This window comes from Streptomyces sp. NPDC002602 (genome assembly GCF_042889445.1).
GTDB lineage: Bacteria > Actinomycetota > Actinomycetes > Streptomycetales > Streptomycetaceae > Streptomyces.
This window is the reverse complement of record NZ_JBIAQX010000013.1, coordinates 167,664-193,841: the sequence shown is the minus strand read 5'-3', so window position 1 is coordinate 193,841 and position 26,178 is coordinate 167,664. Positions and strand designations below refer to the sequence as shown.

The 26,178-nt window shown below is 73.1% G+C and carries 11 protein-coding genes and 1 pseudogene; 1 reads left to right on the top strand and 11 read right to left on the bottom strand.

What is annotated here, in order from left to right; all coding sequences use genetic code 11:
* A pseudogene (locus tag ACFYW3_RS28560) lies at nt 1-512 on the top strand (hypothetical protein); the annotation flags it as partial.
* A 303-nt stretch (nt 513-815) separates the two neighbouring features.
* Here ACFYW3_RS28560 and ACFYW3_RS28555 read toward each other — a convergent pair.
* The 11 genes from ACFYW3_RS28555 to ACFYW3_RS28505 all read right to left on the bottom strand — a co-directional run bounded on the left by ACFYW3_RS28555 (nt 816) and on the right by ACFYW3_RS28505 (nt 25,993).
* Nucleotides 816-1,859, bottom strand: coding sequence for a methyltransferase (locus ACFYW3_RS28555; protein ID WP_389387775.1), 1,044 nt, complete (start codon nt 1,857-1,859; stop codon nt 816-818).
* Between the two features lie 18 nt (nt 1,860-1,877).
* Nucleotides 1,878-3,071: a cytochrome P450 gene (locus tag ACFYW3_RS28550; RefSeq protein ID WP_351750439.1), complete on the bottom strand. Its 1,194-nt coding sequence runs from the start codon at nt 3,069-3,071 to the stop codon at nt 1,878-1,880.
* Between the two features lie 31 nt (nt 3,072-3,102).
* On the bottom strand, nt 3,103-4,296 hold the full coding sequence (locus ACFYW3_RS28545; RefSeq protein WP_389387774.1) for a cytochrome P450: 1,194 nt from the start codon (nt 4,294-4,296) through the stop codon (nt 3,103-3,105).
* Between the two features lie 299 nt (nt 4,297-4,595).
* Nucleotides 4,596-5,438, bottom strand: a complete 843-nt coding sequence (locus tag ACFYW3_RS28540) for an ABC transporter permease (protein ID WP_053685057.1) — start codon at nt 5,436-5,438, stop codon at nt 4,596-4,598.
* Nucleotides 5,435-6,379, bottom strand: coding sequence for an ABC transporter ATP-binding protein (locus ACFYW3_RS28535; protein ID WP_351750442.1), 945 nt, complete (start codon nt 6,377-6,379; stop codon nt 5,435-5,437). The genes ACFYW3_RS28540 and ACFYW3_RS28535 overlap by 4 nt, the downstream gene beginning before the upstream one ends.
* Nucleotides 6,380-6,535: 156 nt before the next feature.
* On the bottom strand, nt 6,536-7,387 hold the full coding sequence (locus ACFYW3_RS28530; protein ID WP_053685053.1) for a DUF4097 family beta strand repeat-containing protein: 852 nt from the start codon (nt 7,385-7,387) through the stop codon (nt 6,536-6,538).
* A 40-nt stretch (nt 7,388-7,427) separates the two neighbouring features.
* Nucleotides 7,428-7,934 carry a hypothetical protein gene (locus ACFYW3_RS28525; protein ID WP_351750444.1) on the bottom strand — a complete coding sequence of 169 codons (507 nt, stop codon included), beginning with the start codon at nt 7,932-7,934 and terminating at the stop codon, nt 7,428-7,430.
* 211 nt (nt 7,935-8,145) lie between these two features.
* Entirely contained in the window at nt 8,146-9,348 is a 1,203-nt protein-coding gene (locus ACFYW3_RS28520) for a cytochrome P450 (RefSeq protein ID WP_053685075.1), read from the bottom strand.
* 24 nt (nt 9,349-9,372) lie between these two features.
* A complete protein-coding gene (locus ACFYW3_RS28515; protein WP_053685048.1) occupies nt 9,373-9,588 on the bottom strand; it encodes an MbtH family protein in 216 nt (71 codons plus the stop codon).
* Nucleotides 9,585-10,892: a SidA/IucD/PvdA family monooxygenase gene (locus ACFYW3_RS28510; RefSeq protein WP_351750448.1), complete on the bottom strand. Its 1,308-nt coding sequence runs from the start codon at nt 10,890-10,892 to the stop codon at nt 9,585-9,587. Before ACFYW3_RS28510 ends, ACFYW3_RS28515 begins: the two co-directional genes overlap by 4 nt.
* 62 nt (nt 10,893-10,954) lie before the next feature.
* On the bottom strand, nt 10,955-25,993 hold the full coding sequence (locus tag ACFYW3_RS28505) for an amino acid adenylation domain-containing protein (RefSeq protein WP_389387773.1): 15,039 nt from the start codon (nt 25,991-25,993) through the stop codon (nt 10,955-10,957).
* Between the last annotated feature and the right edge of the window lie 185 nt (nt 25,994-26,178).

Below are 26,178 nucleotides of genomic sequence, written 5' to 3'. Positions count from 1 at the left end.
CAGGCGGCGCCGGTCCGCCGACGGACCAGGAGACCGGTGGCCATGCCGGCCCACCCACCGACCAGGAGACCGGGGCAGGCGGCGCCGGTCCGCCGACGGACCAGGAGACCGGTGGCCATGCCGGCCCACCCACCGACCAGGAGACCGGGGCAGGCGGCGCCGGTCCGCCGACCGACGGCGAGATCGGCAACGGGGGCGGTCCCTGCGGGCCCGCGGACTGGTTCGACATGACCCGGGACTTCCAGGCCTACCTCCAACAGCACCTCACCAAGGCAGACGACGGCACCGTCTCCCAGGGCTCCGTGCGGGAGACCCGCGTCCGGAAGGTGAGCGCCGCCGGAGAGGCGCGGATCACCTTCGTCTCCTACTTCACCGACGACGCCCTCAGCCGTGACGCCGCGCTCCGTCTGGCGCGGCTGTTCGCCGACTGGCGGCGCGAGGTCTACGGCGACACGGGCAGGGTGACGGTCCGTACCACCGAAGGGACGGTGCTCGTCACCCTGACCTGGTGACCCCCGGCCTTCGCACGTCCCATCACCGCGCGCCTGCCGACTGACCGTGAGGCCGGCGGCGACGTCCTTCGGACACGTCGGCGACGTCAACCGCCTTCCTGCCGCGGCGTCCGGGAACCGCGCATGCGACGTACGCGCGACCGCCTCCATGGCGTGAATCGGAGGAACCGGCACGCTCGCGAGGCACCGAGTCGGGGGTCAGGTCGTGGGGGCCGGGTCTTGCGGTCACGTCGTGGGGTCACGTCGTGGGGTCACATCGTGGCGTCACATCGTGGGGTCACATCGTGGGGTCACGTCGTGAGGTCACGTCGTGGGGGTCGCCTCGATGACGTGATAGTCGGGCATGCCGTCCGGCACGGGGACCGGGAAGGTACCGGTCAACTTGAAACCGGCCCCGGCCAGCAACTGCGCGTACTCCTCCTCGGTACGCTCCCGACCCCCGGCGAACACCAGGTTGTTGAGGTCGGTGAGCCCGTACGCCGCCGACGCCTCGGGGGTCAGCACCGGCGGCATCAGGGTCTCCACCAGCAGCAGCCGTCCCGTGGGCGGCAGGCCCGCACGACAGCCGCGCAGCAGCTCCCCGGCCCGCTCGTCGCCCAGGTCCCGGACCAGGTTGTTGAGCAGGCAGGCGTCGGATCCCGGTGGCAGCGGCGTCCCGGAGCCGGCGGTGAGCTCGCACCGGTCGGCGACCCCCGCGGCTGCCAGGGCGGCCGAGGTGCGCTCCAGGTTCTCCTCGCGTTCGTGGATCACCGCGCGCAGCGCGGGCACGGCGGTCAGGACGGCCGCGGTCAGGGTGCCGTCGTCGCCGCCGAGGTCGGCGAGGAGGGAGAAGCGGGAGAAGTCGTACGCCGCGACGACGCCCGGCGCGAACACCGCGCCGACCTGGGCCATCCCGGTGCGCAGCTTCGCCGCCGTCTGCGGATCGGCGAGCATCGTCTCGTGGGCGGTCAACCCGGAGACGGGGTCCCGGGCGGGCCGGCCGCTGCGGACGACCTCCGTCAGCTCGCCCCAGGCGCGCCAGAGCTCCGGCGCGGTGGAGAGCATGACGTCGTCGCGTTCGGCCCCCGCCAGGCCGCGGCCGAGCGCGGTCAGCGAGAACCGTTCCTCGTCGAGCTGGGTGACGAGGCCCAGGCCGGCGAGGGCGCGCAGCAGTCGGCGCAGCGCGGCGGGGTCCGTGCCGGTCTGCCGCGCGAGGTCGGGGTGGGTGCGGGGGCCGTCGCCGAGGGCTTCGGGAATCCCCAGCTCGGCGGCGGTGTAGAGGATGCGGGCCGGGACGAAGCCGAGGGCCATGTGGGACAGCGACTGCTCGGCGGGGGCGGTCCCGGCCGACCCTTCGGTGACGGACAAGGCGTCTCCTCTCAGGAGTCAGGAGGTCAGCAGGGGGAGCGTGTTGACGCCGACCATGTCGGGTGTCGGGAAGAAGGTCGGGGGCCGCTCGGGGTCCGTTCGGAGCACCGGGAAGCGGTCGAGGAGGGCGTTCAGCGCGATCTTGCCCTCCAGGCGGGCGAGGGGGGCGCCGATGCAGAAGTGGACTCCGTGGCCGAACCCGAAGTGCGGGTTGGGGTCCCGGGACGGGTCGAAGGCCTCGGGGTCGGTGAACTGCAGCGGGTCGCGGTTGCCGGCTCCCAGCCAGAGCATGACGATCTGGTCCTTGGGGATGGTGGTCCCGGCGATCTCCACCTCGGTCCGGGTCGCGCGGGCGAGCGCGGTGGAGGGCGACAGCAGACGCAGGGCCTCCTCGATGGCGCCCGGCACCAGCGTGCGGTCCGCGCGGACCTTCGCGGCCGCCTCGGGGTAGGCGTCCAGGCACAGGACGGTGTTCCCGAGGAGCATGGTGGTGGTGACGTGGCCGGTGACGAGCAGGATGTTCGCGACGTTGACGATCTCGTTGTCGGTCAGGCGGCGGCCGTCCGCCTCGGCCTGCACGAGGTGTGTCAGCAGGTCCTCGCGGGGGTTGCGCCGCCGGTCGCGCACGTGCCCGGCCATGTAGTCGAGGAGCGGGCGCAGTCTTTCGGTGGCGTCGCGGACGTCGGCGGCGCCCTGGCCGCTGCCGTCGAGGAAGCTGAAGCCGCTGAAGCCCTCGATGATGTCGTCGGCCCATGTCCGGAACAAGGTCCGGTCCTCGGCCGGGACGCCCAGCAGCTCGGCGATGACGATGACCGGCAGCGGGTAGGCCAGGTCGGCCGCGACCTCGATCTCCGGCCGGCCCTCGACGGCGTCGAGCAGGTCCCGGGTGATGTCGGCGACCCGCGCCTCCATGCCGGCGACCAGCCGCGGAGTGAAGGCACGGCTGACGAGCTGCCGGTAGGTGCGGTGCCGCGGCGGGTCCATCTGCGACATGTCCCCTTCCAACAGCGGGGCGTCGACCGAGACCGGCAGGAGGTGGGCGAGGTCGGAGGTGAACGTGGCGTGGTCACCGAGGATGTGGCGCGCCTCAGCGTGGCCGTAGACGTTCCACACGCCCTGCGCCTCGTCGAAGAGGACGGGCGAGGCGGGCCGGTGGCCGCGCAGCCACTCGTGCTCGGGGTGGATGTTCCACCGTTCCACGACCGTGGTCATCACGCTTCTCCTTGCCGGGGGCTTCGGGGGGTCACTGGGTGACGACGGGCAGGGTGGCGACGCCGCTGGCATCCACCACCTGCAGGAACGTCGGCGGGTTCGCCGGGTCGGCCCGCAGGTTGGGCAGGCGGTCCAGCAGGGTCTCCACCGCCGCCCGGCTCTCCATCCGGGCCAGTTGGCGGCCCAGGCAGAAGTGGATGCCGCGTCCGAGACCGAGGTGCGCGTTGGGGGATCGCCCCGCGTCGAACCGGTCGGGGTCCTGGAACTGCCGCTCGTCCCGGTTCGCGGCGCCGGTCCACACGATCATCAGCTGGTCCGCGGGGATGACCGTGCCGGCCACCTCCACCGCGGCGTTCGTGGCGCGGCCGACGCCGCATATGGGGCTCATGTACCGCATGGACTCCTCCAGGAGCGGAGGGACCAGCGCACGATCGGCCCGGACCCGGGCGTCCTGGTCGGGGAAGGCGTCCAGGCAGAGCACGGTGTTGGCGATGAGCATGGCCGTGGTGAGGTGTCCGTTGACGAGCAGGCGGTTGGCGATGTTCGCGATCTGGCTGTCGTTGAGGCGTTCGCCGCCCAGTTCGGCGTGGACGAGCTTGCTGATCAGGTCCTCGCGCGGTCGCCTGCGGCTCTCCGCCGCCCGCTCGTGCCAGTAGTCGCGCATTTCCCAGAGGAGTTCGAGTTCCTTGTGGAGTTCTTCTTCCTGTTCCAGGACGGTCTCCGGCGACTCGAACTTCTCCGAGCCGTCGAGCATCTTGTCCATCCACGTGCGGAAGATGGCGCGGTCGCTTTCCGGGACCCCCAGGAGGTCGGAAATCATGATGAGCGGCAGCGGGGCGGCGAATTCCGCGACGAGGTCGAACTTCTGCTTTCCGTCGATCTGGTCGACGAGTTCGTCGACGATGCCCTGGACCCTGGATTCGAGTTTCGCGACGAGTTGAGGAGTGAAGGCGTAGTCGACGAGTCCGCGCAGCTTGCGGTGGAGCGGCGGGTCGGTGTGGCTGAAGTCCCCCTCCACCACCGACTCGTCGAGTTTGATGGGGTCCAGCCGCATGGTGTCGCTGGAGAAGGTCCGGGGGTCGCCGAGTATCGCAGCCGCTTCGGGATACCCGTAGACGTTCCACAACTGCAGTTCCTCGTCGTAGTCGACGAGTTTCTCCGGCCGCTGGCCACGCAGCCAGAAATGGCCCGGGTGCATGTCCCACGTGTCGACGGGCGAGGTCACAGGAGTGTCCTTCCGGGAATCAGGCAGGGGGTCGCCGATGCGCGTTCCGCGCGGCCGCCGCTGCGAATGGGGCGGCGAATTCGGCAAGCGCGTTCAGTCTTCAAGCGGGCGGTCCGCGGTGTCAAGGCCGGTCCGTACGAGGGGTGTTGTCCCGGCGACGGGACAGCCGCGGCGGGCCCCCGCGACGGCACGCGGGGGCGGCACTGAGGGGCGTACGGGCGTACGGGCGTACGGGCGTACGGGCGTACGGGCGTACGGGCGTACGGGCGACCGTACGGGAAGGCTGTCGCCGTGGTTCCTCAGCCGACGCGCTGCATGGCCTTCTCGCGGCGGGCGGCGACGGTCGAGCCGGACTCCCGGCGGGCCATGCGGCGCAGGACGATCGGGGCGAGGACCAGGCCGACCACCGCCCAGGCGGTGAGCACTCCGACGGTCTCCAGGTGCCGCCAGGACTCGCCGAGTTCGACGGTGACGGCGTCGTCGGGCAGCAGGGCCGAGCGCATGCCGAGGCCGAGCCAGTAGATCGGGAAGACCTGGGCGACCCACTGCACCCATTCGGGCATCGAGGTGATGGGGTAGAAGATCCCCGAGGTGCCGATCATGGCGAGAATGGGCAGGGTGAGCAGGCCCTGGCTGCGGGCGCTGCTGAACACCGATCCCAGGACCGCGCCGATCGGCAGGGTGGCCACCAGGCCCAGGAGCAGGACCCAGCCGAGCGTCAGCCAGGAACCCAGGTCGCCGACCGTGAGGCCGGGGATGAGGAACAGGGCCGGCACGAGGAAGATGGCGAGGTCGACGATCACGCCGCCGGCCACGGAAATGATCTTTCCGATGAGGTAGGCGGGCATGCCGTGCGGGGTGGCCTTGGCCCTGAGCAGCGTGCCGTCCTCGCGTTCCGCCGTCAGCAACTGGCTCATCGAGACCATGGCCATGGCGGCGTTCATGCCGAGGATGCCGGGCAGGACCAGGGTGCCGAGCTCGAACCCGCTGTCCCCGAAGGACACGTCCCTGAGGAAGTAGAGCACGACCAGCATCAGCACCGGCCAGAAGAAGTGGTTGAACAGATCGCCGCCGTTGGTGAACGACTGGCGCAGTTCGATGCCGCCGCGGGCCCATCCCGCGCGCAGTGCGGTCCTGTTCATCGGGCCGGTTCCCCCAACTCGTCCGCCGGGGTGGTCGCCCCGGTCTCGGCTCCGCCGGCGTCGGCCTGCTGCCGCACCAGGGAGAGGTAGGTGTCCTCCAGCGTCGCCTTGCGGATCTCCAGGTCGGTGATCGACTCCCCGTACTGCCGGAAGAGGTCGAAGGCGAACTTGGTGGAGTCCGAGGTCGTCCGGTGGTACTGCGAGCCGTCGCGCGACCAGCGGACCTCGTCCTCGCCGACGATGCGTTCGGCGAGTTCCTGGGCGGTGCCGTCGGCGATGATCCGGCCGCCCCTGAGGATCATGATGCGGTCCGCGAGCTTCTGTGCCTCGTGCAGGTCGTGGGTGGTCAGGACGATGGTGGTGTCCTGTTCGCGGGCGAGCCGGGCCACGAGGTCGTGGAACTCGCGCCGGGCGACCGGGTCCAGTCCGGCGGTCGGCTCGTCCAGGAAGAGCAGTTCGGGGCGGCCCACGATGCCCACGGCGACGTCGAGGCGGCGGCGCTGGCCGCCGGAGAGCATCCGGACCTTCTTGTCCGCCTGCGCGGTCAGGCCGACCGCGGCGACGAGCTCGTCGGTGTCCCAGGGGCGCCGGACGGACTGCGTGGAGTACCGGGCGTAGTAGAGGCCGAGGTGCGCCAGCAGCTCGCGGACCCGCCAGCGGCCGTGGTCGCGCCAGGACTGCAGGACGACGCCGACCCGGGCCCGCCAGGGCTCGTCGGCGTGCGCGGGGTCGGTGTCCAGGACCTCGACCCGGCCGGCGGAGCGGGTGCGGAAGCCCTCCAGGATCTCCAGCGTGGTGGTCTTGCCCGCTCCGTTCGGCCCGAGCAGGCAGACCACCTCCCCGTGCCGGACGCGGAAGGTGACATCCCTCAGGACCTCGGCGGTGCCGTAACTCATGCGCAGGCCGTCGACGTCGATCACGACCCGTTCGGCTGTTGTCATAGTTCTTCCCTCATGGGTGCACGTCTCTCCGGTGGGGGAACGATCGGGGTGGCGGCCCAGGAGCCGCGGGGGACGATGGACTCCCGGGCCGCCCGGCCTCGGCCGCGTGCGTTCGCGGGTGTGCCGAGGCCCGTCCGTGGGGTGGGCGCGATGTGTTCAGGAACGGTGGACGGCGATGTCGCCGCTGTAGGTGCGCACGCGCACCTCGACGATCTCGTCTCCGGTCGCGGGGCCGCCGACGGTCTTCAGGGCGTTGTGCACGGTTCCGGTCAGGGTGCTCACGTCGAGCCGGGCGGCCGTGCCTTCCCGGATGCCGATCTCGATCTCGGCGGAGGAGGCGGTGAGTACGACGGTGCCGCGGACGATCTCGGCGAGCCGGATCCGGCCGTGGGCGGTCTTCGCCTCGACGTCGCCCTGCGCCCGCTCCACGTGGAAGTCGCCGTTCATGCCGCTCAGCCGCAACTCGCCGGTGATCTCCCCGATCCGGGTCTCGCCGTGGTCGTTGCCGATGTGGGCGGAGCCGTCGATCCTGTCGACGCGGACGCCGCCCGAGCCGTTGCCGATCCTGACGCTGCCGACGGCGTGGCCGACGGCGATCTCGCCCCGGGAGGTGCTGAGCCGCAGCGGCCCCGCCTCGTCGAAGCGGAAGTCGCCGTGCGCGGCCTCGAAGCGGCACTCGCCGAGCCGGCCCTCGGCCCGCAGGGTGACCGCGGTGCCGCGGCCGCGGACCTGGGATCCGGCGGGCAGTTCGACGTCCAGGTCCACGGAACCGACCTGGCGGGCGGATCCCGGCCAGTGGATGCCCTGTCCGGCGACGCGGACCGAGAGCCGGTCGTGCGTGCAGTCGACGCGTGCCTGTTCGGCGGCCTTGACGTCGGCGGGGTCGGAGGGGTCGGTCGGACGCACCTCGACGACGGTGTCGTCGCGGTCCGCCGCCCTGATGGACAGGTTGCCGTGGGGGATCTCGATGCGAGCGGAGATCGGTCCCGGGGTCTTGAACGTTGTCATGCCGGCCTTCCCTGGTGAGCCGTCGGTGCGGACGGGTGCGCTAGCGCACCCAACCCACGTTGTACTGCCCTTCCTGCGCCGGCGGGCCCTCGGGGCGGGGCGGCCCGCCCAGGGTCGCGGTGACGGCCCGGACCAGCCAGGTGTTCACCGACAGGCCCTCCCGGCCGGCCGCTTCCTCGATGCGCGCCTTGAGGTGTTCCGGCGGGCGGAAGTTGATGCGTGCCGGGGCGCCGTCCTCTTCGGCGGCGGGCGGGTGCGACTCCGGTTGCGGTTGCGGTTGCGGGGCCTTCGCGGTGCGGGGACCGGCCGTCGGGGTCACCACGAGGGCGGGGTCGAGCCCGCGCAGCCGAACCTCGACGGCCTGTGGGGCGAGGTCGCGGGAGACCTCGTCCGCCGCCGCGGACAGCACACCGAGGAGGGTCAGTCGTACGGAGGCGTCCAGCGCGGAAGCGAGGCGTTCCGCGACGGCGAGGGCTTCCCCGCCGGCCGCCTCCGCGGCGACGAGGAACTCGCCGCGGACGTTCTCGACGAAGGGCGTCAACTTCATAGCGCCATGATGGCACACGCATGGCGCCATCCACAACCAGGCCAGGGCGCCACTCCTCGATCGGACGCGACCCGACCGTTTCAAGCGAGCGCCGAGCCTGAGGGATCCTGTCGGCGCCGTTCACTTGTACGCTGGCGCCACAGTGGCGCCGACATGCCTGCGGCGGCGGCCCCCGAGGGGGCCGCCGCCGCAGGCCGTGCTCCGTCGTGCGTCAGTCCCGCGAGGTGCGCACCGGCAGGGTCGCCACCCCGGTGGTGTCGAAGCCGGGCATGAACGTCGGCGGGTGGTCGGGGTCGGTGAGAAGCTCCGGGAAGCGGTCGAAGAGCAGGTTCAGCGCGACCCGACCCTCCATCCGCGCCAGCGGGCCGCCGAGACAGAAGTGGATGCCGCGGCCGAACCCGAGGTGCGGGTTGGGCCCGCGGGTCACGTCGAAGACGTCCGGATCCGCGAACTGCCGCGGGTCCCTGTTCGCGGCCCCGAACCACACCATGACCATCTGGTCCGCGTCCAGCCGCCGCCCGGCGACCTCCACCTCCGCCGTGGTGGCGCGGTACGTCGCGGCCACCGGGCTCATGAAGCGCATGGACTCCTCCAGCAGACCGGGCACCAGTGACCGGTCGCGCCGCACCCTGGCCGCCTGCTCGGGGTAACTGTCCAGGCACAGCACCGTGTTGCCGATCAGCATGGTGGTCGTCAGATACCCCGCGATCAACAGCATCTTGGCGAAGTTGACGATGTGGTTGTCGCTCAGCCCGCGTCCGCCCAGCCGCGCCGAGGCGAGCCGGCCCAGCAGGTCGTCCCGCTCACCGCGACGCCGGCACTCGGCCGTGTGCTCCCGCAGGTACTCCAGCATCTTGCGCATCGGGACCATGCCCGCCTCGAAGATGCGTTCCTGGTCCTCGGCATCGTCCTCCATGGACACGTCGCCGAGGCTGAGCACCATCTGCGTCATCCAGCCCTCGAACAGGTGCCGGTCGGCGGCCGGGATGCTCAGCAGCTCCGCCACCACGGTCACCGGCAGCGGGTAGGCCAGGCTCGTCATCAGGTCGAACCGGTCCCGGTCGGCCACCGCGTCCAGCAGTTCGTGGGTGAGAGCGGTGATCCGGGGCTCCAGGTCGGCCACCACCTTCGGGGTGAAGGCGTGGCCGACCAGGCTGCGCAGTTCGCGGTGGTCCGGCGGGTCGGTCTGGAGCAGGTCGCCCTCGGTGAACGACTCGTCGGCGCCCATCGGCAGCAGTCTCGCCATGTGCGAGGAGAAGACCTGCGGGGTGCTGAGGACCTCCACGGCCTCGCGGTAGCCGTAGACGTTCCAGGCGTTGGTCTTCTCGTCGAACTCGACCGGATGCCCCGGGCCGCGTCCGTGGAGCCAGAAGTGCTCCGGGTGGATGCCCCAGCGCTCGGCCGGACTGGTCATGAGGTTCCCCTTCACCGTGTCCCTTCAGCCGTTCGCCATGGCCTCGCGCAGGCTCCTGGGCCTCATGTCCGACCAGTTCGCCTCCACGTACGCCTCGCACTCCTGCCGGCCCTCCTCGCCGAACACGACCCGCCAGCCGTCGGGCACGGCGGCGAAGGAAGGCCACAGCGAGTGCTGCTCCTCGTCGTTGACCAGGACGAGGAAGCGGCCGGTCTCGTCGTCGAACGGGTTGCTGCTCATGCGTCGGTTCCCTTCGTGGTGGCACCGGACAGCAGCCGGGCCGTGATCGATCGCGCGATGTCACCGCTGCGGACGGCGATGTTCGACAGCAGTGAGGACGCGAGTCCGTGGGTGTGCTCGGTGCCGCCCTGGAGGTAGAGCCCCGCGTCCAGGCCCTCCCCCGTGACCATGCGGTAGTCGCGGGTGACCCGGTGCCGGCCGTTCTCGTCGCGCAGGCAGTGCGCGTCGAGGTCGCCGAGGACCGCCGCGGGATCCATCGGGGCGTATCCGGTCGCGCAGACCAGGACGTCCACGTCCAGGTCGTACGTTTCCTCGTCGGCCAGTGAGTGCACGGTGATCCGGGTGTGGCCGCCGGCGGGCCGGGCGTCGGTGACCCGCGCCAGGTTGCGGAAGTCCAGCCGGCCGGCGCCGTTGAACTCGTCCTCGTAGGCGCGCTCGTACAGGCCCCGGATGACCTCGTCGTCGACCACCGAGTAGTTGGTGTTCCGGTGGTTGTCCCAGATCGCGTCCTTGGACCGCTGCGAGCCGTGGAAGTAGCGGTCCACCGCCTCCGGGTCGAACACCTGGTTGGCGAAGGGCGTGTCGTCGGCGATGGCGTAGCCGTACGACGGCACGATCGCCGTCACCCGGACCTCGGGCAGGTGGTCGTGGAGGTACCTGACGATCTCGGCGGCGCTCTGGCCGGCGCCGACGACCGCCACCCGGCGCAGCGGGCGACCCTGCCGCTCCCGCAGCCGGTGCAGGAACCGCGAGCTGTGCCAGACGTGTTCGCCGGCCTCCAGCCCGGCGGGCATCCGGGGCACCAGGCCGGTGGAGACGACCACGTTGAGCGCCTCGACGGACCGGGTGCCGCCGGCGGCGTCCCGCATCCGGACGCGGACGCGCCGCGCGGGCCCGCCGTCGTCCGCGGGGACCGCCGACATCCCGGTGACCTCGCAGGAGTAGTCGGCCTTCAGGGTCAGCTTCGACTCGGCCCATTCGAGGTAGTCGTGGAACTCCCGCCGGGTGGGGAAGAAGTCCTGGTTGTTGACGAAGCGGGTGAGACGGCCCACGTCGTGCAGGTAGGAGACGAAGCCGAACCGCGACGCGGGGTCGCGGAAGGTCGCCAGGTCCTTCAGGAAGGACACCTGCATCTTCGCCGAGGGCAGCAGCATGCCCCGGTGCCAGCCCAGCGACGGCTGCCGCTCGAAGAAGGCGGAGCTGACCGGATGCGGGCCCTCCTCCAGTGCGACGGCCAGCGACAGGTTGGAGGGCCCGAAGCCGACGCCCACGACGTCGTAGGTCTCCGGAGCACTGGTATCCATGCGATTTCCCCTCGTGTCGGAAAAGCGGGACCGGCGGGCGCGCTCGCCGCCGGAACGGCGGCTCAGCGGCCGGCGAGTTCGCGGGTGATGACGGCGCAGATCTCCGCCGCCGGTCCCGGCAGGTACAGGTCCTCGTGGGCGGCGTGGACGGGGTGGCGGTGCACGGTGCCGCCGACGTACGGCGCCCACGGCGGCGCGTAGGTGCCCTCCGGCTTGGGCACCGCGTCGAAGAGCAGCACGTCGCCGTCGAAGACGGGCACCGGGAAGCCGGGCATCAGGGACGTGTAGTTGAGCCCGATCCGAACGGCGGTCTCGACGAGGCTCTCGTAGTCGTCGGCGCCGACGGCTCCGGTGAGGTGCTGGGCGAAGTAGTCGCGGAACTCGGTCTCGGTCGGCAGGGGCCGGCCGGCGAGACTGCTGCTCGGCACGCTGTCGAGCAGCGCCACCAGTCCCACCTCGTGTCCGCGACGCCGCAGTTCCGCGGCCATCGCGTGGGCCAGGGTGCCGCCGCTGGACAGGCCCATCAGGTGGAAGGGCCCTTCGGGCTGCACCGCCAGGACCTCCGCCACGTAGTCGTCGACCATCTCCGCCACCGAGCCGGGCAGCGGAGTCGACCCGTCGAAGCCCTTCGCCTGGAGCCCGTACACCGGCCGGTCCTTGGGGAGCAGTCCGGCGAAGCCCAGGTAGGGCCAGCTCAGGCCGCCGCCGGGGTGCACCCACCACAGCGGTTCGCGGTCCCCGTCTCCCTTGACGGTCAGGACGGGCGCGAACGGGTCGGCGTCCGAGGCGGTGCCGACGCCGCTGTCCGCTTCGAGGCGGGCGGCGAGTCCGGCGGCCGTCGGCGACTGGAAGACCACGCGCAGCGGCACCTCGACGCCCAGGACGGCCCGGATCCGGGTCACCAGCCGGTTGACGAGCAGGGAGTGGCCGCCCAGGTCGAAGAAGTCGTCGGTGGACCCGACCGGGCCGGTCCCCAGCACCTCGGCGAACAGGCCGCACATGATGGCCTCCCGGGTGCTCTGCGGGGCGCGTCCGGCCGTGGTCCGGGCCGTGTCGGGCGCGGGCAGGGCGCGGCGGTCGAGTTTGCGGCTCGCCGTGAGCGGCACCGCGTCGATGACGAGGAGCGAGGGCGGAACCATGTGTCCGGGCAACCGGTCGCGCAGGTGGCGGGCCAGATCGGCCGGGCCGGGCTCGGCCTCTCCGGCGGCCACGACGTACCCGGCGAGCCGGCGATCGCCCGTGCGGGTGTCGACGACGACGACCGCCTCCCGGACGTCCGGGTGGTCGCGCAGCGCGGCCTCGATCTCGCCGAGCTCGATGCGGAACCCGCGGATCTTGACCTGTTCGTCGGTCCGCCCGCGGAAGAGCAGGTCGCCGTCGCCGGTCCACTCGACCACGTCGCCGGTGCGGTACATCCGCTCGCCGGGTGCGCCGAAGGGGGAGGCGAGGAACCGGCCGGCGGTCAGGGCCGGCCGACCCGTGTAGCCGCGGGCCAACCCGGCGCCCGCGATGTACAGCTCGCCCGGGACGCCGGGCGGGACGGGGCGCAGCGCGCCGTCGAGGACGTGGACGCGGGTACCGGCGACCGGCCGGCCGATGGGGCGGGCGCCGCCGTCGCCGGTGAGGGGCAGGCTCATGGTGGCGCAGACGGTGGCCTCGGTCGGGCCGTAGACGTTGACCACGCGCCGGCCGGGCGTCCAGCGGGCGACGAGGTCGGGGGCGGCCGCCTCGCCACCCAGGACCAGGCAGGACAGACCCGACATGGATCCGTCGGGCATGGCGGCGAGCATGGTCGGGGTGAGCATCAGGTGGGTCACCCCGTGCCGCTCGACGGTGTCGGCCAGCGGCGTGCCCGGGACCAGTTCGGCGGCGTCCGCCATCACCAGCGAGGCACCGGAGAGCAGGGCGGTGAACACCTCGCACAGCGAGACGTCGAAGCTGGGCGAGACCAGTTGCAGCATGCGGTCGGCAGGGGTGAACGCCAGCCGTTCCACGTGGGACAGGACCAGGCCGGCCAAGCCCCGGTGGGTGACGGCCACTCCCTTGGGGAGGCCGGTGGAACCGGAGGTGTAGATGACGTACGCGGTGTTGTCGACGGTGGCGCGGACGCCCGGCACGGCCCCGGTGGCGGTCTCGGCTTCGGTGGGCGCCGGCGGCGGCGCGTCGACCCGCAGGGCGGGGACCTCAGACGCGGACAGGGCGTCGGCGGTCGTGGCGTCGACGAGGGCGAGCCGGGCACCGGAGTCCCGCGCCATGAACGCGATCCGGCCGGGGGGCAGGGCCGGGTCGACCGGCAGGTAGGCGCCGCCGGCCTTCAGGACCGCGAGCAGGGCGGTGACCAGGGCGGGCGAGCGCCGTACGGACACCGCCACCACCGTCTCGGGCCCCACCCCGTGCCGGGCGAGTTCGTGGGCCAGGGCGTCGGAGCGGGCGTCGATCTCCCGGTAGGTCGATCGCCGGCCCTCGAAGTGGACGGCGACGGCGTCGGGGGTGGCGGCCGCTTGGCGGGCGAACTGCTCGGCGACGGTCCCGGGGGCCGTCTCGCGGGCGGTGTCGTTGAAACCGGCGAGCACCTTGTCCCGGTCGGGGCCGGTGAGGGTGTCCAGGACGCCGAGCGGGGTGCCGGGGTCGGCCGCGATGAGCTGCAGGACCCGCGCGAACCGCTCGGCGACGTCCTCGGCGGTGCCGGCGCCGACCAGGGGCTGCCGGTACCGCATGGCGATCCGCAGGTGCGGGTCGGCGGTGGCGGCGACGCCGAACGGGTAGTGGGTGCCGCCGTCGGAGCCGATCCGGGCCACTCGGACCCCGGCGTCGCCGCCGGCCTCGGCGATGGCCGTGCGGTCGACGGGGAAGGACTCGAAGACGACGACGGTGTCGAAGAGGACGGGCAGCCCGGTGGAGCGCTGGACGTCGGCGAGTGAGACGTGATGGTGGTCCAGCAGGGCGGCCTGCCGGCCTTGGAGCGCGGTCAGCATTTCGCCGAGGGTGTCCCACGGGGAGAGGCGGACCCGGACCGGCAGGGTGTTGATGAACAGTCCGACCATCGCGTCGGCGTCGGGGACGGTGGGCGGGCGGCCGGAGACGGTGGTGCCGAAGACGACGTCCCGGCGGCCGGTCAGGCCGGCGAGCACCAGCGCCCACGCGCCCTGGACCAGGGTGTTGAGGGTGACGCCCAGTTCGGCGGCGCGCCGGGTCAACTCGCGAGCCGTGTCGGGGGTGAGCGGGACGTCGAGCCGGCCGGTGTCGCCGGTGTCCGCGTCGGCGGCGGGGTCGGGGTCGGGCCCGCCCCTGCCGACGGCGAGGAGGGTCGGCTCGTCGGTGCCGTCGAGTTCCTCGGCCCAGGCCCGTGCGGAGGCCTCGTGGTCCCGGGCGGCGAGCCAGGTGAGGAAGTCGCGGTAGCCGCGGACCCGGGGCAGCGCGGTGGGGTCGCCCGCGGAGGCGTAGAGCGCCATCAGGTCGCGGGTCAGCAGGGGCAGGGACCAGCCGTCGAAGAGGACGTGGTGCGCGGTCAGCACGAGCCGGGCGTCCGTGTCGGAGGTCCGCAGCAGTGCCATGCGCAGCAGCGGTGCGACGGCGGGGTCGAAGTGGTCCTGCCGGTCGGCGTCGAGGAAGCGCCGCAGGGCGTCGTCGCGGGCCTCGTCGTCCAGGTCCCGCAGGTCCTCCTGTCGCCAGGGCAGCCGGACGCCGTCGACGACGAGTTGCACCCGGTCGCCGGACAGGCCGGGGACGAAGGCGGTGCGCAGGGCGGCGTGGCGGTCCAGGAGGGCCTGGCCGGCGCGGCGCATCCGGTCGGGGTCCACCTCTCCGTCGAGGTGGTGGACCATCTGGACGTGGTAGGCGTCGTGCCCGGACTCGGCCAGCCGGGACTGGAAGAGCAGGCCTTCCTGGAGGCCGGTGAGGGGCCATACGTCGGCGAGGCCGGGGTACTGCTTCTCCCAGGTCTCCAGTTCGCCTTGGCGGACGGTGACGAGCGGTACGTCGGAGGGGGTCAGGCCGCCGGCGCCGGGCCGCGTGGCGTGCCGGGCCAGTGCCTCCAGCGCGGTGTGCCACAGGTCGGCGAGTTCCCGGACGTCCTCGCGGGACAGCAGGCCGGTGGGGAAGTCGAAGCGGGCCTGGAGGGCGGGGCCGTTGTCGGTGTCGGCGACGAAGGCGTTGACGTCGACGGTCGCCATCGCCGGCATGGCGGGGTCGAGGGCCGCCGTCAGCCCGGTGCCCGCTTCGGTGAAGCCCTCTCCCCTGAGGTGGGCGGGCATGTCGGTGGCGGCGAACCGGCCGAGGTAGTTGAAGGCGATCTGGCCGGTGGAGTGCGGGGCGAGAACGGCGGCGGTCTCCTCGTTGAGGTGCCGCAGCAGCCCGTACCCGAGTCCCTTGCCGGGGACGGCCAGGAGCTGTTCCTTGACGGCCTTCAGAACGGCGCCGGCCGCCGGACCCCCCTCGAACACCTCGTCGAGGTCGACGTCACCGACGTCGAGCCGGACCGGGAACACGGTGGTGAACCAGCCGACCGTCCGCGACAGGTCCGCGCCCTCGACCGCGTCGTCCTCCCGGCCGTGTCCTTCCAGGCGGAGGAGGACCGAGGACTCCTCGTCGCCGCGGTTCCGGCGCCAGGCGGTCACGGCGAGGGCGAGGGCGGCGAGCAGCCCGTCGTTGACGCCGCCGCGGAACGCCGCCGGGAGGGCGGCGAGCAGGGCCTCGGTGACCGGGGCGGAAAGATGGACGGAGAGGTGGTCGACGGTGGCCTGGGTGTCTCGGGCGGGATCCAGGGCCCGTGACCCCAACAACGGGTCCGGCCCCTCCACCACCGACAACCACCACCCGAGCTCCGCCACCCGCTCCCCGCGCGAGGCATCCTCCACCAACGCGTGCGACCACCGCCGCACCGACGTCACCGGAGCCTCCAACCCCGCCACACCCCCCGACCGCAACCCCACCCACGCCTGCGCCAGATCCGGCAACAGGATCCGCCACGACACCCCGTCCACCACCAGGTGATGCACCACCACCAACAACCGACCCACACCCTCGAACCACACGAACCGCACCATCACCCCCGCCCACGGATCCAACAACCCCGCGGCCACATCCAACTCACCCTGCACATCAGCCCCGACACCCGCCGACGACAACAACCCGGCCACATCGACCGAACCCCGCTCCCCCACCACCAGACCACCCACCACCAACCGCGCACGCAACACCTCGTGCCGATCCACCACCGCACCCAACACCGCCACCAAACCCGCCCGATCAATCCCCACCGGCAACTCCACCACCGCCGACATCGCGAACCGGCCGATGTTCCCTCCGAGTTCGAGGAGGTGCCGGGCGATCGGCAGGAGCGGCATCCAGCCCTCGCCGTCGTCGGCGGGCCGTGCGGGGGCGGCGGTGGCGCCCTCGGTGAGGGTCGCGGCGGAGGCGAGTTCGGCGACCGTGCGGAGTTCGAAGATCTGCCGCGGGGTCACGGACACGCCGCGGGCCCGGGCGCGGGCCACGACCTGGATGGAGCGGATGCTGTCGCCGCCGACCAGGAAGTAGTCGTCGTCGACGCCGACCCGGTCCAGGCCCAGCACCTCGGCGTACACCTCGGCCAGGACCTGTTCCTGCCTGGTGCCGGGGGCGCGGTAGTCGCCGCCGGTGAAGACCGGTTCGGGCAGTGCCGCGGGGTCGGGCCGTCCGTCGGGGCCGAGCGGCAGCGCCGGCAGGGACACGAACACGGCGGGGACGAGTTCGGCGGGCAGCCGTCCGGTCAGGAAGTCCCTGAGCTGGGCGGCCGAGGCGCCGGGGGTGAGTTCCAGGGCGTCCGCGGGGTCCCCGTCCGAGGTGGCGGGGACCGTGTAGGCGACCAGGCGGCGGCCGTTGCCGGTCCCGTCGTGGGTGATGACGACGGCCTCGGCCACGCCGGGGTGGGCGGTGAGGGCCGCCTCCACCCGGGTGCGGTCGACGGCGGCGGCGCGCACGGCCGGCTGCCGGATGGCGGCGGTGGCCGCGGCGCCGGGCGCGGGCAGCGGGCGGTCCGGGGTGTCGGCGACCCGTGCGAGCAGGTCGGTGAACCGGCGGGTGAACTCCTCGGCGGTGGCCCGGTCGTAGAGGTCGGTGGCGTACTCCAGGCCACCGACGACGCCGGTGCCGGGGATGTCGGCCATGGTGAGGAACAGGTCGAACTTCGCAGTGTCGTTGGCGACGGTGTCCAGGGACACCCGCAGACCGCTGAGCTCGAAGTCCTCCCGGACGATGTGTTGCCAGCCGAACATCACCTGGAACAGCGGGTGGTGAGAGGTGGAGCGGTCGGGGTTGAGGAGTTCCACGAGTCGTTCGAAGGGCACGTCCTGGTTGTCGTACGCCGCCAGCGCCCGGTCGCGCACCTGGGCGAGGACGTCGGTGAAGGAGGGGTCGGAGTCCATCCGGACGCGCAGCACCCAGGTGTTGACGAAGAACCCGACGAGGTCGGCCAGTGCCTCGTCGGTGCGGCCGGCGATGGGGGACCCGATGGCGACGTCGTCACCCGCGCCGGACTCGCGCAGCAGGACCGCCAGGGCCGCCTGGAGGACCATCGAGACGGTCGCGCCGTGCGCCCGGCCCAGGTCGGCCACGGCCCGCGCGAGGGCGGGGTCGAGCGTGAACTCGACCAGGCCGCCGCGGTGACTGGGGGCGGCGGGGCGGGGCCGGTCGGTCGGCAGCGCGATCGGCTGGGGCAGGCCGTCCAGTTCCGTCCGCCAGTAGGCGGACTGACGGGCCATGAGGCTCAGGGGATCGGCCTCGTCGCCGAGGAGGTCGCGCTGCCAGCGGGCGTAGTCGGTGTAGCGGACGGCCGGAGCGGGCAGGCCGGGGTCCCGGCCGGCCAGGCGGGCCTCGTAGGCGGCGCCGAGGTCCCGCATGAGCGGCGGGATGGACTCGCCGTCGCCGGCGATGTGGTGGATGACGAGGACGAGGCGGTGGTCGGCGGGTCCCAGGCGCAGCACGGTCGCACGCAGGGGCAGGTCGGCGGCGAGGTCGAAGACGTGGGAGACCGCGCGGGCGACGGCGGCGTCGGGGGTGTCCCGTTCCCCGGGGCCGCACTCGACCACGGGCAGCGGCACGTTCACCGTCGTGGCGGGCGAGACCTGCTGGAAGGGGACACCGTCGGCGTCCTCGCCGATCAGGGTGCGCAGCGCCTCGTGGCGGGCGATCACGTCGTGGAGGGCGCGGTTGAGGGCGGGGAGGTCCAGCGGCCCGGTCAGCCGCAGCACCAGGGGCAGGTTGTAGGTCGCCGAGGCGCCCTCGAACCGGTCCACGAACCAGATGCGTCGCTGCGCGAAGGAGAGCGGCACCCGGTCGGGACGGTCGTCGGCGCGCCGGAGTTCGGGCCGGGCGGGGACGCCGAGGGCGGGCTGGAGGGCGAGCTTCGCGACGGTCGGGGCGTCGAACAGGGCGCGCAGCGGGACCTCGGCGCCCAGCGTGGCCCGGATCCGGCCGATCAGGCGGGTGGCGAGCAAGGAGTGGCCGCCGAGGGCGAAGAAGTTCTCGTCGATGCCGACCTTCCGGAGTCCGAGGACCTCGGCGAACAGGGTGCACAGCACCTCTTCGCGGACGGTCCGGGGTTCCCGGCCGCCTTCGGCGCCGCCCAGTTCCGGCTGCGGGAGCGCGGCGCGGTCCAGCTTGCCGCTCGGGGTCGTGGGGAGGGCGTCGAGGAGGACGAACGCGGAGGGGACCATGTAGCCGGGCAGGCCGGCTTCGGCGTGGGCGCGCAGAGCGGTCGCGAGCGGGCCGGTGTCGGGGCGGGCGGTGCCCGGCAGGGCGACGGCCGTGGCCGCGGGGACGGCGTACGCGACGAGGATCCGGCCGCCGGAGGGTCCCTCGCGGACGACGGCGACGGTCTGTTCCACGCCGGGGTGGCCGCTCAGAACGTTCTCGACCTCGCCGAGTTCGATGCGGAAGCCGCGGATCTTGACCTGGTCGTCTGCGCGTCCGAGGTACTCCAGGGTGCCGTCCTCGCGCATGCGGGCCACGTCGCCCGAGCGGTACATCCGCTCACCGGGCCCGCCGTGGGGGTCGGCGGTGAAGCGTGCCGCGGTCAGGGCGCCGCGGCCGTGGTAGCCGCGGGCCAGGTGGGGGCCGGCGATGTACAGCTCGCCGGGGACGCCGACGGGGACCGGCCGCAGGGCGTGGTCGAGCAGGTGGATCCGGGTGTGCGGCAGCGGGCGGCCTATGGGCGGGACGCCGGGACCCGCGAGCGGCTCGCTCAGGGTGGCCACGATGGTGGTCTCGGTGGGCCCGTAGGCGTTGATCAGTCGGCGGCCCGGCGCCCAGCGTTGGACGAGCTCCTCGCCGGCCGCCTCGGCGCCGACGACCAGGGTGCGCAGTCCGTCCAGCCCCTCGGGGTCGAGGGTGGCGACCAGGGAGGGGACGAGCAGGGCGTGGGTGACGCGGCGTTCGCGCAGGAACCGGCCGAGTGCCTCGCCGACCAGCGGGCCGTGGGGCGGCAGCACGAGGGCGGCGCCGCTCGCCAGTGCCATGAGCACCTCCATGGCGGCGCCGTCGAAGCTGGCGGAGGCGAACTGCAGGACGCGGCTGTCGGGGGTGATGCGCATGCGCTCGGTCATGGCCTCGGCGAGGCCGGCGAACCCGGTGTGGGTGACGAGGACGCCCTTGGGGCGGCCGGTGGAACCCGAGGTGTAGACGACGTAGGCGAGGTCCTCGGGTCGCGGGTGCGGGAGCGGGGCGGTGGCCGGTCGGGTGGCGATGCGGTCGTGGTCGGCCTGCAGGTCGACCACGACCGCGGCGCCCGGTGCGAGCCGGCCGCGAGCGTCGCCGGCGGTGACGACGAGGGTGGCGCCGGAGTCGGCGAGCATGTAGGCGAGCCGGTCGGCCGGGTAGCCGGGGTCGAGCGGGACGTGGGCGGCCCCCGCCTTCATGATGCCGAGCATGCCGGTCAGGAGGTCCGCGCCGCGTTCCAGGCACAGGGCGACGATCGTGCCGGGTCCGGCGCCGAGGTCCCTCAGGTGGTGGGCGAGCCGGTCGGAGCGCGCGTCGAGTTCCGCGTAGGACAGGGCGGTCCGGTCGTCCTCGACGGCGAGGGCGTCGGGGCGGGCGGCGGCGTGGGCGCGGAAGAGGCCGGGGAGGGTCTCGGCGGGCACCGGCGGGCCGGCGTCCGCGGACGCCTCGGTCGGGGTGCGGCCGTCGGCGGCCACCGTGCCCAGCGGGTCGACGCGGCCGGTGAGTCGCTCGGGGTCTTCGGCGATCAGGCGCAGCAGGTGCCCGAGCCGTTCGGCGATGCCGGTCACGGTCTGCCGGTCGAAGACGTGGTGGTGGTACTGAAGGGCCAGTCGCAGGTGGGGGTCGGCGTCGGCGGTCACCACGAGCGGGTAGTGGCTGCCGGTGAACGGGGTGAGGCCGGTGATGGCCACCTCGGAGGCGTCGCCGGCGGCGTTGATGCCGGCCCGGTCGACGGGGTAGGACTCGAAGACGACGACGGTGTCGAACAGGGCGGCCAGTCCGGCGGCGCTCTGGATGTCGGCCAGTGCGTGGTGGTGGTGGTCCAGGAGGGCCGCCTGTCGGTCCTGGAGGTCCGTGAGCAGTTCGCCCAGTGACCGGGCCGGGGCGCAGTCCACGCGCACGGGCAGGGTGTTGATGAACAGGCCGACCATGCCGTCGACGCCGGTGACGGCGGGCGGCCGGCCGGAGACGGTGGTGCCGAAGACGACGTCGCGGCGGCCGGTGAGGGCGCCCAGGAGCAGCGCCCAGCCGCCCTGGACCAGGGTGTTGAGGGTGATGCCGAGTTGTGCGGCGCGCCGGGCGAGGTCGCGGGCGAGGTCCGCGGGCAGGGGCACGGCGACCTGTCCGACCTCGGTGTGGAGTTCGGTCCCGGCGGTCGGGGCCAGCAGGGTGGGTTCGTCGACGCCGTCGAGTTCCTCGGCCCAGGCGCGGGAGGCCGCGTCGCGGTCCTGGGCGGCGAGCCAGGTGAGGAAGTCGCGGTAGCCGCGGACCCGGGGCAGCGCGGTGGGGTCGCCCGCACAGGCGTAGAGCGCCATCAGGTCGCGCATCAGCAAGGGGACGGACCAGCCGTCGAAGAGCACGTGGTGGGCGGTCAGGACGAGTTCGGCGCGGTCCGCTCCGGTGGTGAGCAGGGTCATGCGCAGCAGCGGTGGCCGGACCGGGTCGAAGTGGTCGTCCTGGTCCTCGCGCAGGACGCGGGCGAGTTCCGCGGCGCGTTCCTCCTCGCCCGCGTGGCGCAGGTCGTGGTGGTGCCAGGGCAGCCGGACGCCGTCGACGACGAGTTGCACCCGGTCGCCGGAGGGGCCGGGGACGAAAGCGGTGCGCAGGTTGGGGTGGCGGTCCAAGAGGGCCTGGCCGGCGCGGCGCATCCGGTCGGGGTCCACGGGGCCCGACAGGTGGTGGACCATCTGCATGTGGTAGGCGTCGAAGCTGGTTCCGGCGAGCAGGGCGTGGAAGAGCAGGCCTTCCTGGAGGCCGGTGAGGGGCCATACGTCGGTGAGTCCGGGGTACTGCTCCTGCCAGGTGTCCAGGTCGTTCTGGCGGACGGTGACGAGCGGTACGTCGGAGGGGGTCGGGCCGCCGGCGCCGGGCCGCGTGGCGTGCCGGGCCAGTGCCTCCAGTGCGGTGTGCCACAGGTCGGCGAGTTCCCGGACGTCCTCGCGGGACAGCAGTCCGGTGGGGAAGGCGAAGCGGGCGGTGAGCCGCGGTCCGTCCTCGCCGTCGATGACCAGGGCGTTGACGTCGAGGACGGACGGGGCGGGCATGTCCGGGTCCATCCGCGGGATGAGGCTCTCGGTGCCGGCGGCGCGGTTCCATCCGTTGCCGCGCAGGTGTGCGGGCATGTCGGTGGTGGAGGAGTGGCGGCCGAGGTAGTTGAAGGCGATCTGGCCGGTGGGGTGCGGGGCGAGGACGGCGGCGGTCTCCTCGTTGAGGTGTCGCAGCAGCCCGTACCCGAGTCCCTTGCCGGGGACGGCCAGGAGCTGTTCCTTGACGGCCTTCAGAACGGCGCCGGCTGCCGGACCCCCCTCGAACACCTCGTCGAGGTCGACGTCACCGACGTCGAGCCGGACCGGGAACACGGTGGTGAACCAGCCGACCGTCCGCGACAGGTCCGCACCGGGTACGGCTTCCTCCTGCCGGCCGTGTCCTTCCAGCCGGATCAGGGTGGAGCTGTCGTCGGCGCCCCTGGAGCGGCGCCAGGCGGTCACGGCGAGGGCGAGGGCGGCGAGCAGCCCGTCGTTGACGCCGCCGCGGAAGGCGGCGGGGACGTCGGTCAGCAGGGCGCGGGTCGCCTCGGCCGGGAGGGTCGTCCACAGGTCCTCGACGGTGGCCTGGGTGTCTCGGGCGGGATCCAGGGCCCGTGACCCCAACAACGGGTCCGGCCCCTCCACCACCGACAACCACCACCCGAGCTCCGCCACCCGCTCCCCGCGCGAGGCATCCTCCACCAACGCGTGCGACCACCGCCGCACCGACGTCACCGGAGCCTCCAACCCCGCCACACCCCCCGACCGCAACCCCACCCACGCCTGCGCCAGATCCGGCAACAGAATCCGCCACGACACCCCGTCCACCACCAGGTGATGCACCACCACCAACAACCGACCCACACCCTCAAACCACACGAACCGCACCATCACCCCCGCCCACGGATCCAACAACCCCGCGGCCACATCCAACTCACCCTGCACATCAGCCCCGACACCCGCCGACGACAACAACCCGGCCACATCGACCGAACCCCGCTCCCCCACCACCAGACCACCCACCACCAACCGCGCACGCAACACCTCGTGCCGATCCACCACCGCACCCAACACCGCCACCAAACCCGCCCGATCAATCCCCACCGGCAACTCCACCACCGCCGACATCGCGAACCGGCCGATGCCACCGCCCTGTTCGAGCAGGTGGGCGGCGATCGGGGAGAACGGCATCCAGCCCTCACCGCCGCCGTCGAGTTCCGCGAGGGCGACGGGGCGGGCCGCCTCGCGCTCGCCGGCCGCGGCGGACAGCTCGGCCACCGTGCGGAGCTGGAAGATCTCGCGCGGGGTGACCTCGACCCCGCGGGCGCGGGCCCGGGAGACGACCTGGATGGAGCGGATGCTGTCGCCGCCGACGGCGAAGAAGTCGTCGTCCACGCCGACCCGGTCCAGGCCCAGCACCTCGGCGTACACCTCGGCCAGGACGCGTTCGCGTTCCGAGCCGGGGGCGCGGTAGCGCTCGCCGGTGAACTCCGGCGCCGGCAGCGCGGCCCGGTCGAGTTTGCCGTTGGGGGCGAGCGGGAGCCGGTCGAGCATCACGAAGGCGGCGGGCACCATGAACTCGGGCAGCCGCTCGGAGGCGAAGGCGCGCAGCTCCGCGGCGGAGACGCCGGCGGTCAGGTCGACCTCCAACTGCCCGAGGCTGTCGACGGCCGCCTCGGTGCCGGCGACGGCACCGGTGGACACGACGTGGGCGACGAGCTGTTTGCCGCCGGGCCGGTCATGGGCGGTGACGACGGCCTGGACGACGCCGGGGTGGGCGATGAGCGCGGCCTCGACCTCGCCCGCCTCGATCCGGAAGCCCCGGATCTTCAACTGGGCGTCTTCGCGTCCGGCGAACTCCACTTCGCCGTCGGTGTTCCAGCGGGCAAGGTCGCCGGTGCGGTACATGCGGTCGCCGGGGGCGCCGAAGGGGTCGGCGACGAACCGGCCGGCCGTCAGGGCGGGCCGGTCCCGGTAGCCGCGCCCGATCTCGCCGGCGACGTACAGCTCGCCGACGACCCCCGGCGGCACCGGAGCGAGACCGGGGCCGAGCACGTAGGTCCGCATGTTGCCCAGCGGTACGCCGACGGGGGCGCTGTCGGGGCCGTCGGCGTCGGGGACGGCGGAGGTGGTGGCGTAGAAGCTCTCGCTCTGGCCGTAGGCGTTGACGATCCGGACCCCGGGGAAGGCCTGCCGGGTGCGCCGCACGAGTGAGGAGGGCAGGGCCTCGCCCGCGAAGACGACGATGTCGACGGAGGTCGTGTGCGCGAGGTGGTCGACGAGTTCGGCGAAGACCGAGGGGACGGTGCTGATCACACTGCCCGTCCAGCCGTCGCGTTCGCCGAGGACGAGCACGTCGCGGACGATCTCGACGGTGCCGCCGGCGGCGAGCGTGGTGACGATCTCGAAGACGGACACGTCGAAGTTGACCGAGGTTCCGGCCAGCGTCCTGGATCCGGGGCCGAGCCCGACGGCCGGGGCCAGGCCGGTCACTCCGTTCACCACGCCTCGGTGGGTGATGGACACGCCCTTGGGAACCCCGGTGGAGCCGGAGGTGTACATCACGTAGGCGAGGTTGTCGGGTGCCGGGGTGACGGTGGGCGGCCGGCGGGCGGTGCCGTCCAGGTCGAGTTCGTCGAGGTGCAGGCGCGGGCCCCCGCCCTCGGGGAGGCCCGGGGCGGTCCCGGTGTCGGTCAGCAGCAGGCCGGGACGGGCCTCGGTGAGGATGCGGCCGAGCCGGGCGCTGGGGTAGCGGGGGTCGACCGGCAGATAGGCGGCGCCCGACTTCCAGACCCCGAGGAGGGCGGTGACCAGGTCGGCGGAGCGCGGCAGGGCGAGCCCGACCAGGGTCTCCGGTGCGGCGCCGTGTCCGGCGAGGACGTGGGCGAGCCGGTCGGAGCGGGCGTCGAGCTCGCGGTAGGTCAGCTCCCGGCCGTCGCAGACCACGGCCACGGCGTCGGGGGTGCGGGCCGCCTGCCGGGCGAAGAGGGCGGGCACGGTGGCGTCGGCCGGGACGGGCGCGGCGGTGTCGTTGCGGGCGACCAGCGTCGCGTGCTCGGCGGGGGTCAGGGCGTCGGCCACCGCGATCGGCGCCGCGGGGGCGGCGACCAGTTGGGAGAGGAGGCGTACGAAGCGGTCTCCGAGGGCGGCGGCCGTGTCGCGGTCGAACAGGTCGGTGGCGTACTCCAGGGTGCAGCGCAGCCCGCCGTCGCCGCTCGCGGTGAAGTTGAACTCCAGGTCGAACTTGGCGGTCGGGGTGGGGACCGCCTCCAGGGTGGCGGTCAGGCCCGGCAGGTCGAGGGTGATCTCGGCCTCGCTCTGCCAACTGAACATCACCTGGAAGAAGGGGTGGTAGGCGGTGGAGCGCTCCGGGTTCAGTGCCTCGACGAGGCGTTCGAAGGGCACCGCCTGCTGGTCGTAGGCGGACAGCGCCTTGTCCAGGACCCGGTCGAGGACCTGCTCGGTGGTGGGGGTGTCGGACAGGTCCACGCGCAGCACCCAGGTGTTGACGAAGAACCCGACGAGGTCGCTCAGCGCCTCCTCGGTGCGGCCGGCGATGGTCGAGCCGATGGTGACGTCCGGCCCGGCGCCGCTGTGCTGGAGCAGGACCGCGAGCGCGGCCTGCATGGCCATCGACTGGGTCAGGCCGCGGGAGCGCCCCAGTTCCGCGGCCGCGAGGGCCAGGGCGGGGGTGACGGTGAACTCGACGGCGTCGCCGCGGTGGCTTGCCCGCGGGGGTCGGGGGCGGTCCGCGGACAGGGTCGACTGCTGGGGGGCTCCGGCCAGTTCCCGGCGCCAGTAAGCGAGTTGGGTGGACAGCACGCTGTCCGGGTCGGCGGGGTCACCGAGCAGTTCCCGCTGCCAGAGGGTGTAGTCGCCGTACTGCACGGCGAGTTCGGGCCACTGCGGGGCCGTGGCGGTCAGCCGGCCGGTGTAGGCGGCGGCCAGGTCGCGGCCGAGCGGGCCCATCGACTCGCCGTCGGCGGCGGCGTGGTGGACGGTCAGCACCAGGACGTGCTCGGCCGGTGCGCTGCGGACGAGCAGGGCGCGGAGCGGGATCTCGGTGGCGAGGTCGAAGCGGTGGGCGGCGGCGCCGGCGACGGCCTCCGCGAGGGCCTCGGGGTCCGCTTCGACGACGGGGAGCGGGACGCGCGCCTCGGCGGCGGGAAGCACCCGCTGGACCGGGAGGCCGGCCTCGTCCTCGACGAACAGCGTCCGCAGGCTCTCGTGACGGCCGACCACGTCGTTCAGCGCCTCGGTGAGGGCGCCGGTGTCCAGGGTTCCGCTCAGGCGCAGGACGAAGGGGATGTTGTACGTCGACGAAGGCCCCTCGAAACGGTCGATGAACCACAGGCGGCGCTGTGCGAAGGACAGGGGGATCATTTCGCGTCTACTCCTCGATCGGTCTTCTGCGCAGACGAGGCCTGTCCGGGCGCGGCCCTCGGCGTCGGTCGCGGGGCGGTTCGACGTTCACGGGAATCCGGAGAATCGGCGGTGCGGTCCGGATCGGAATCACACATCGCGGTGCGGGCGCTTCTCGTGGGCGCCACCGCGGATTTCCACGACGC

Coding starts and splice junctions, on each gene's coding strand:
- ACFYW3_RS28510 (WP_351750448.1), bottom strand. CDS start 10,892: ATGGATACCAGTGCTCCGGAGACCTACGACGTCGTGGGCGTCGGCTTC.
- ACFYW3_RS28520 (WP_053685075.1), bottom strand. CDS start 9,348: ATGACCAGTCCGGCCGAGCGCTGGGGCATCCACCCGGAGCACTTCTGG.
- ACFYW3_RS28505 (WP_389387773.1), bottom strand. CDS start 25,993: ATGATCCCCCTGTCCTTCGCACAGCGCCGCCTGTGGTTCATCGACCGT.
- ACFYW3_RS28515 (WP_053685048.1), bottom strand. CDS start 9,588: ATGAGCAGCAACCCGTTCGACGACGAGACCGGCCGCTTCCTCGTCCTG.
- ACFYW3_RS28540 (WP_053685057.1), bottom strand. CDS start 5,438: ATGAACAGGACCGCACTGCGCGCGGGATGGGCCCGCGGCGGCATCGAA.
- ACFYW3_RS28535 (WP_351750442.1), bottom strand. CDS start 6,379: ATGACAACAGCCGAACGGGTCGTGATCGACGTCGACGGCCTGCGCATG.
- ACFYW3_RS28530 (WP_053685053.1), bottom strand. CDS start 7,387: ATGACAACGTTCAAGACCCCGGGACCGATCTCCGCTCGCATCGAGATC.
- ACFYW3_RS28550 (WP_351750439.1), bottom strand. CDS start 3,071: ATGACCACGGTCGTGGAACGGTGGAACATCCACCCCGAGCACGAGTGG.
- ACFYW3_RS28525 (WP_351750444.1), bottom strand. CDS start 7,934: ATGAAGTTGACGCCCTTCGTCGAGAACGTCCGCGGCGAGTTCCTCGTC.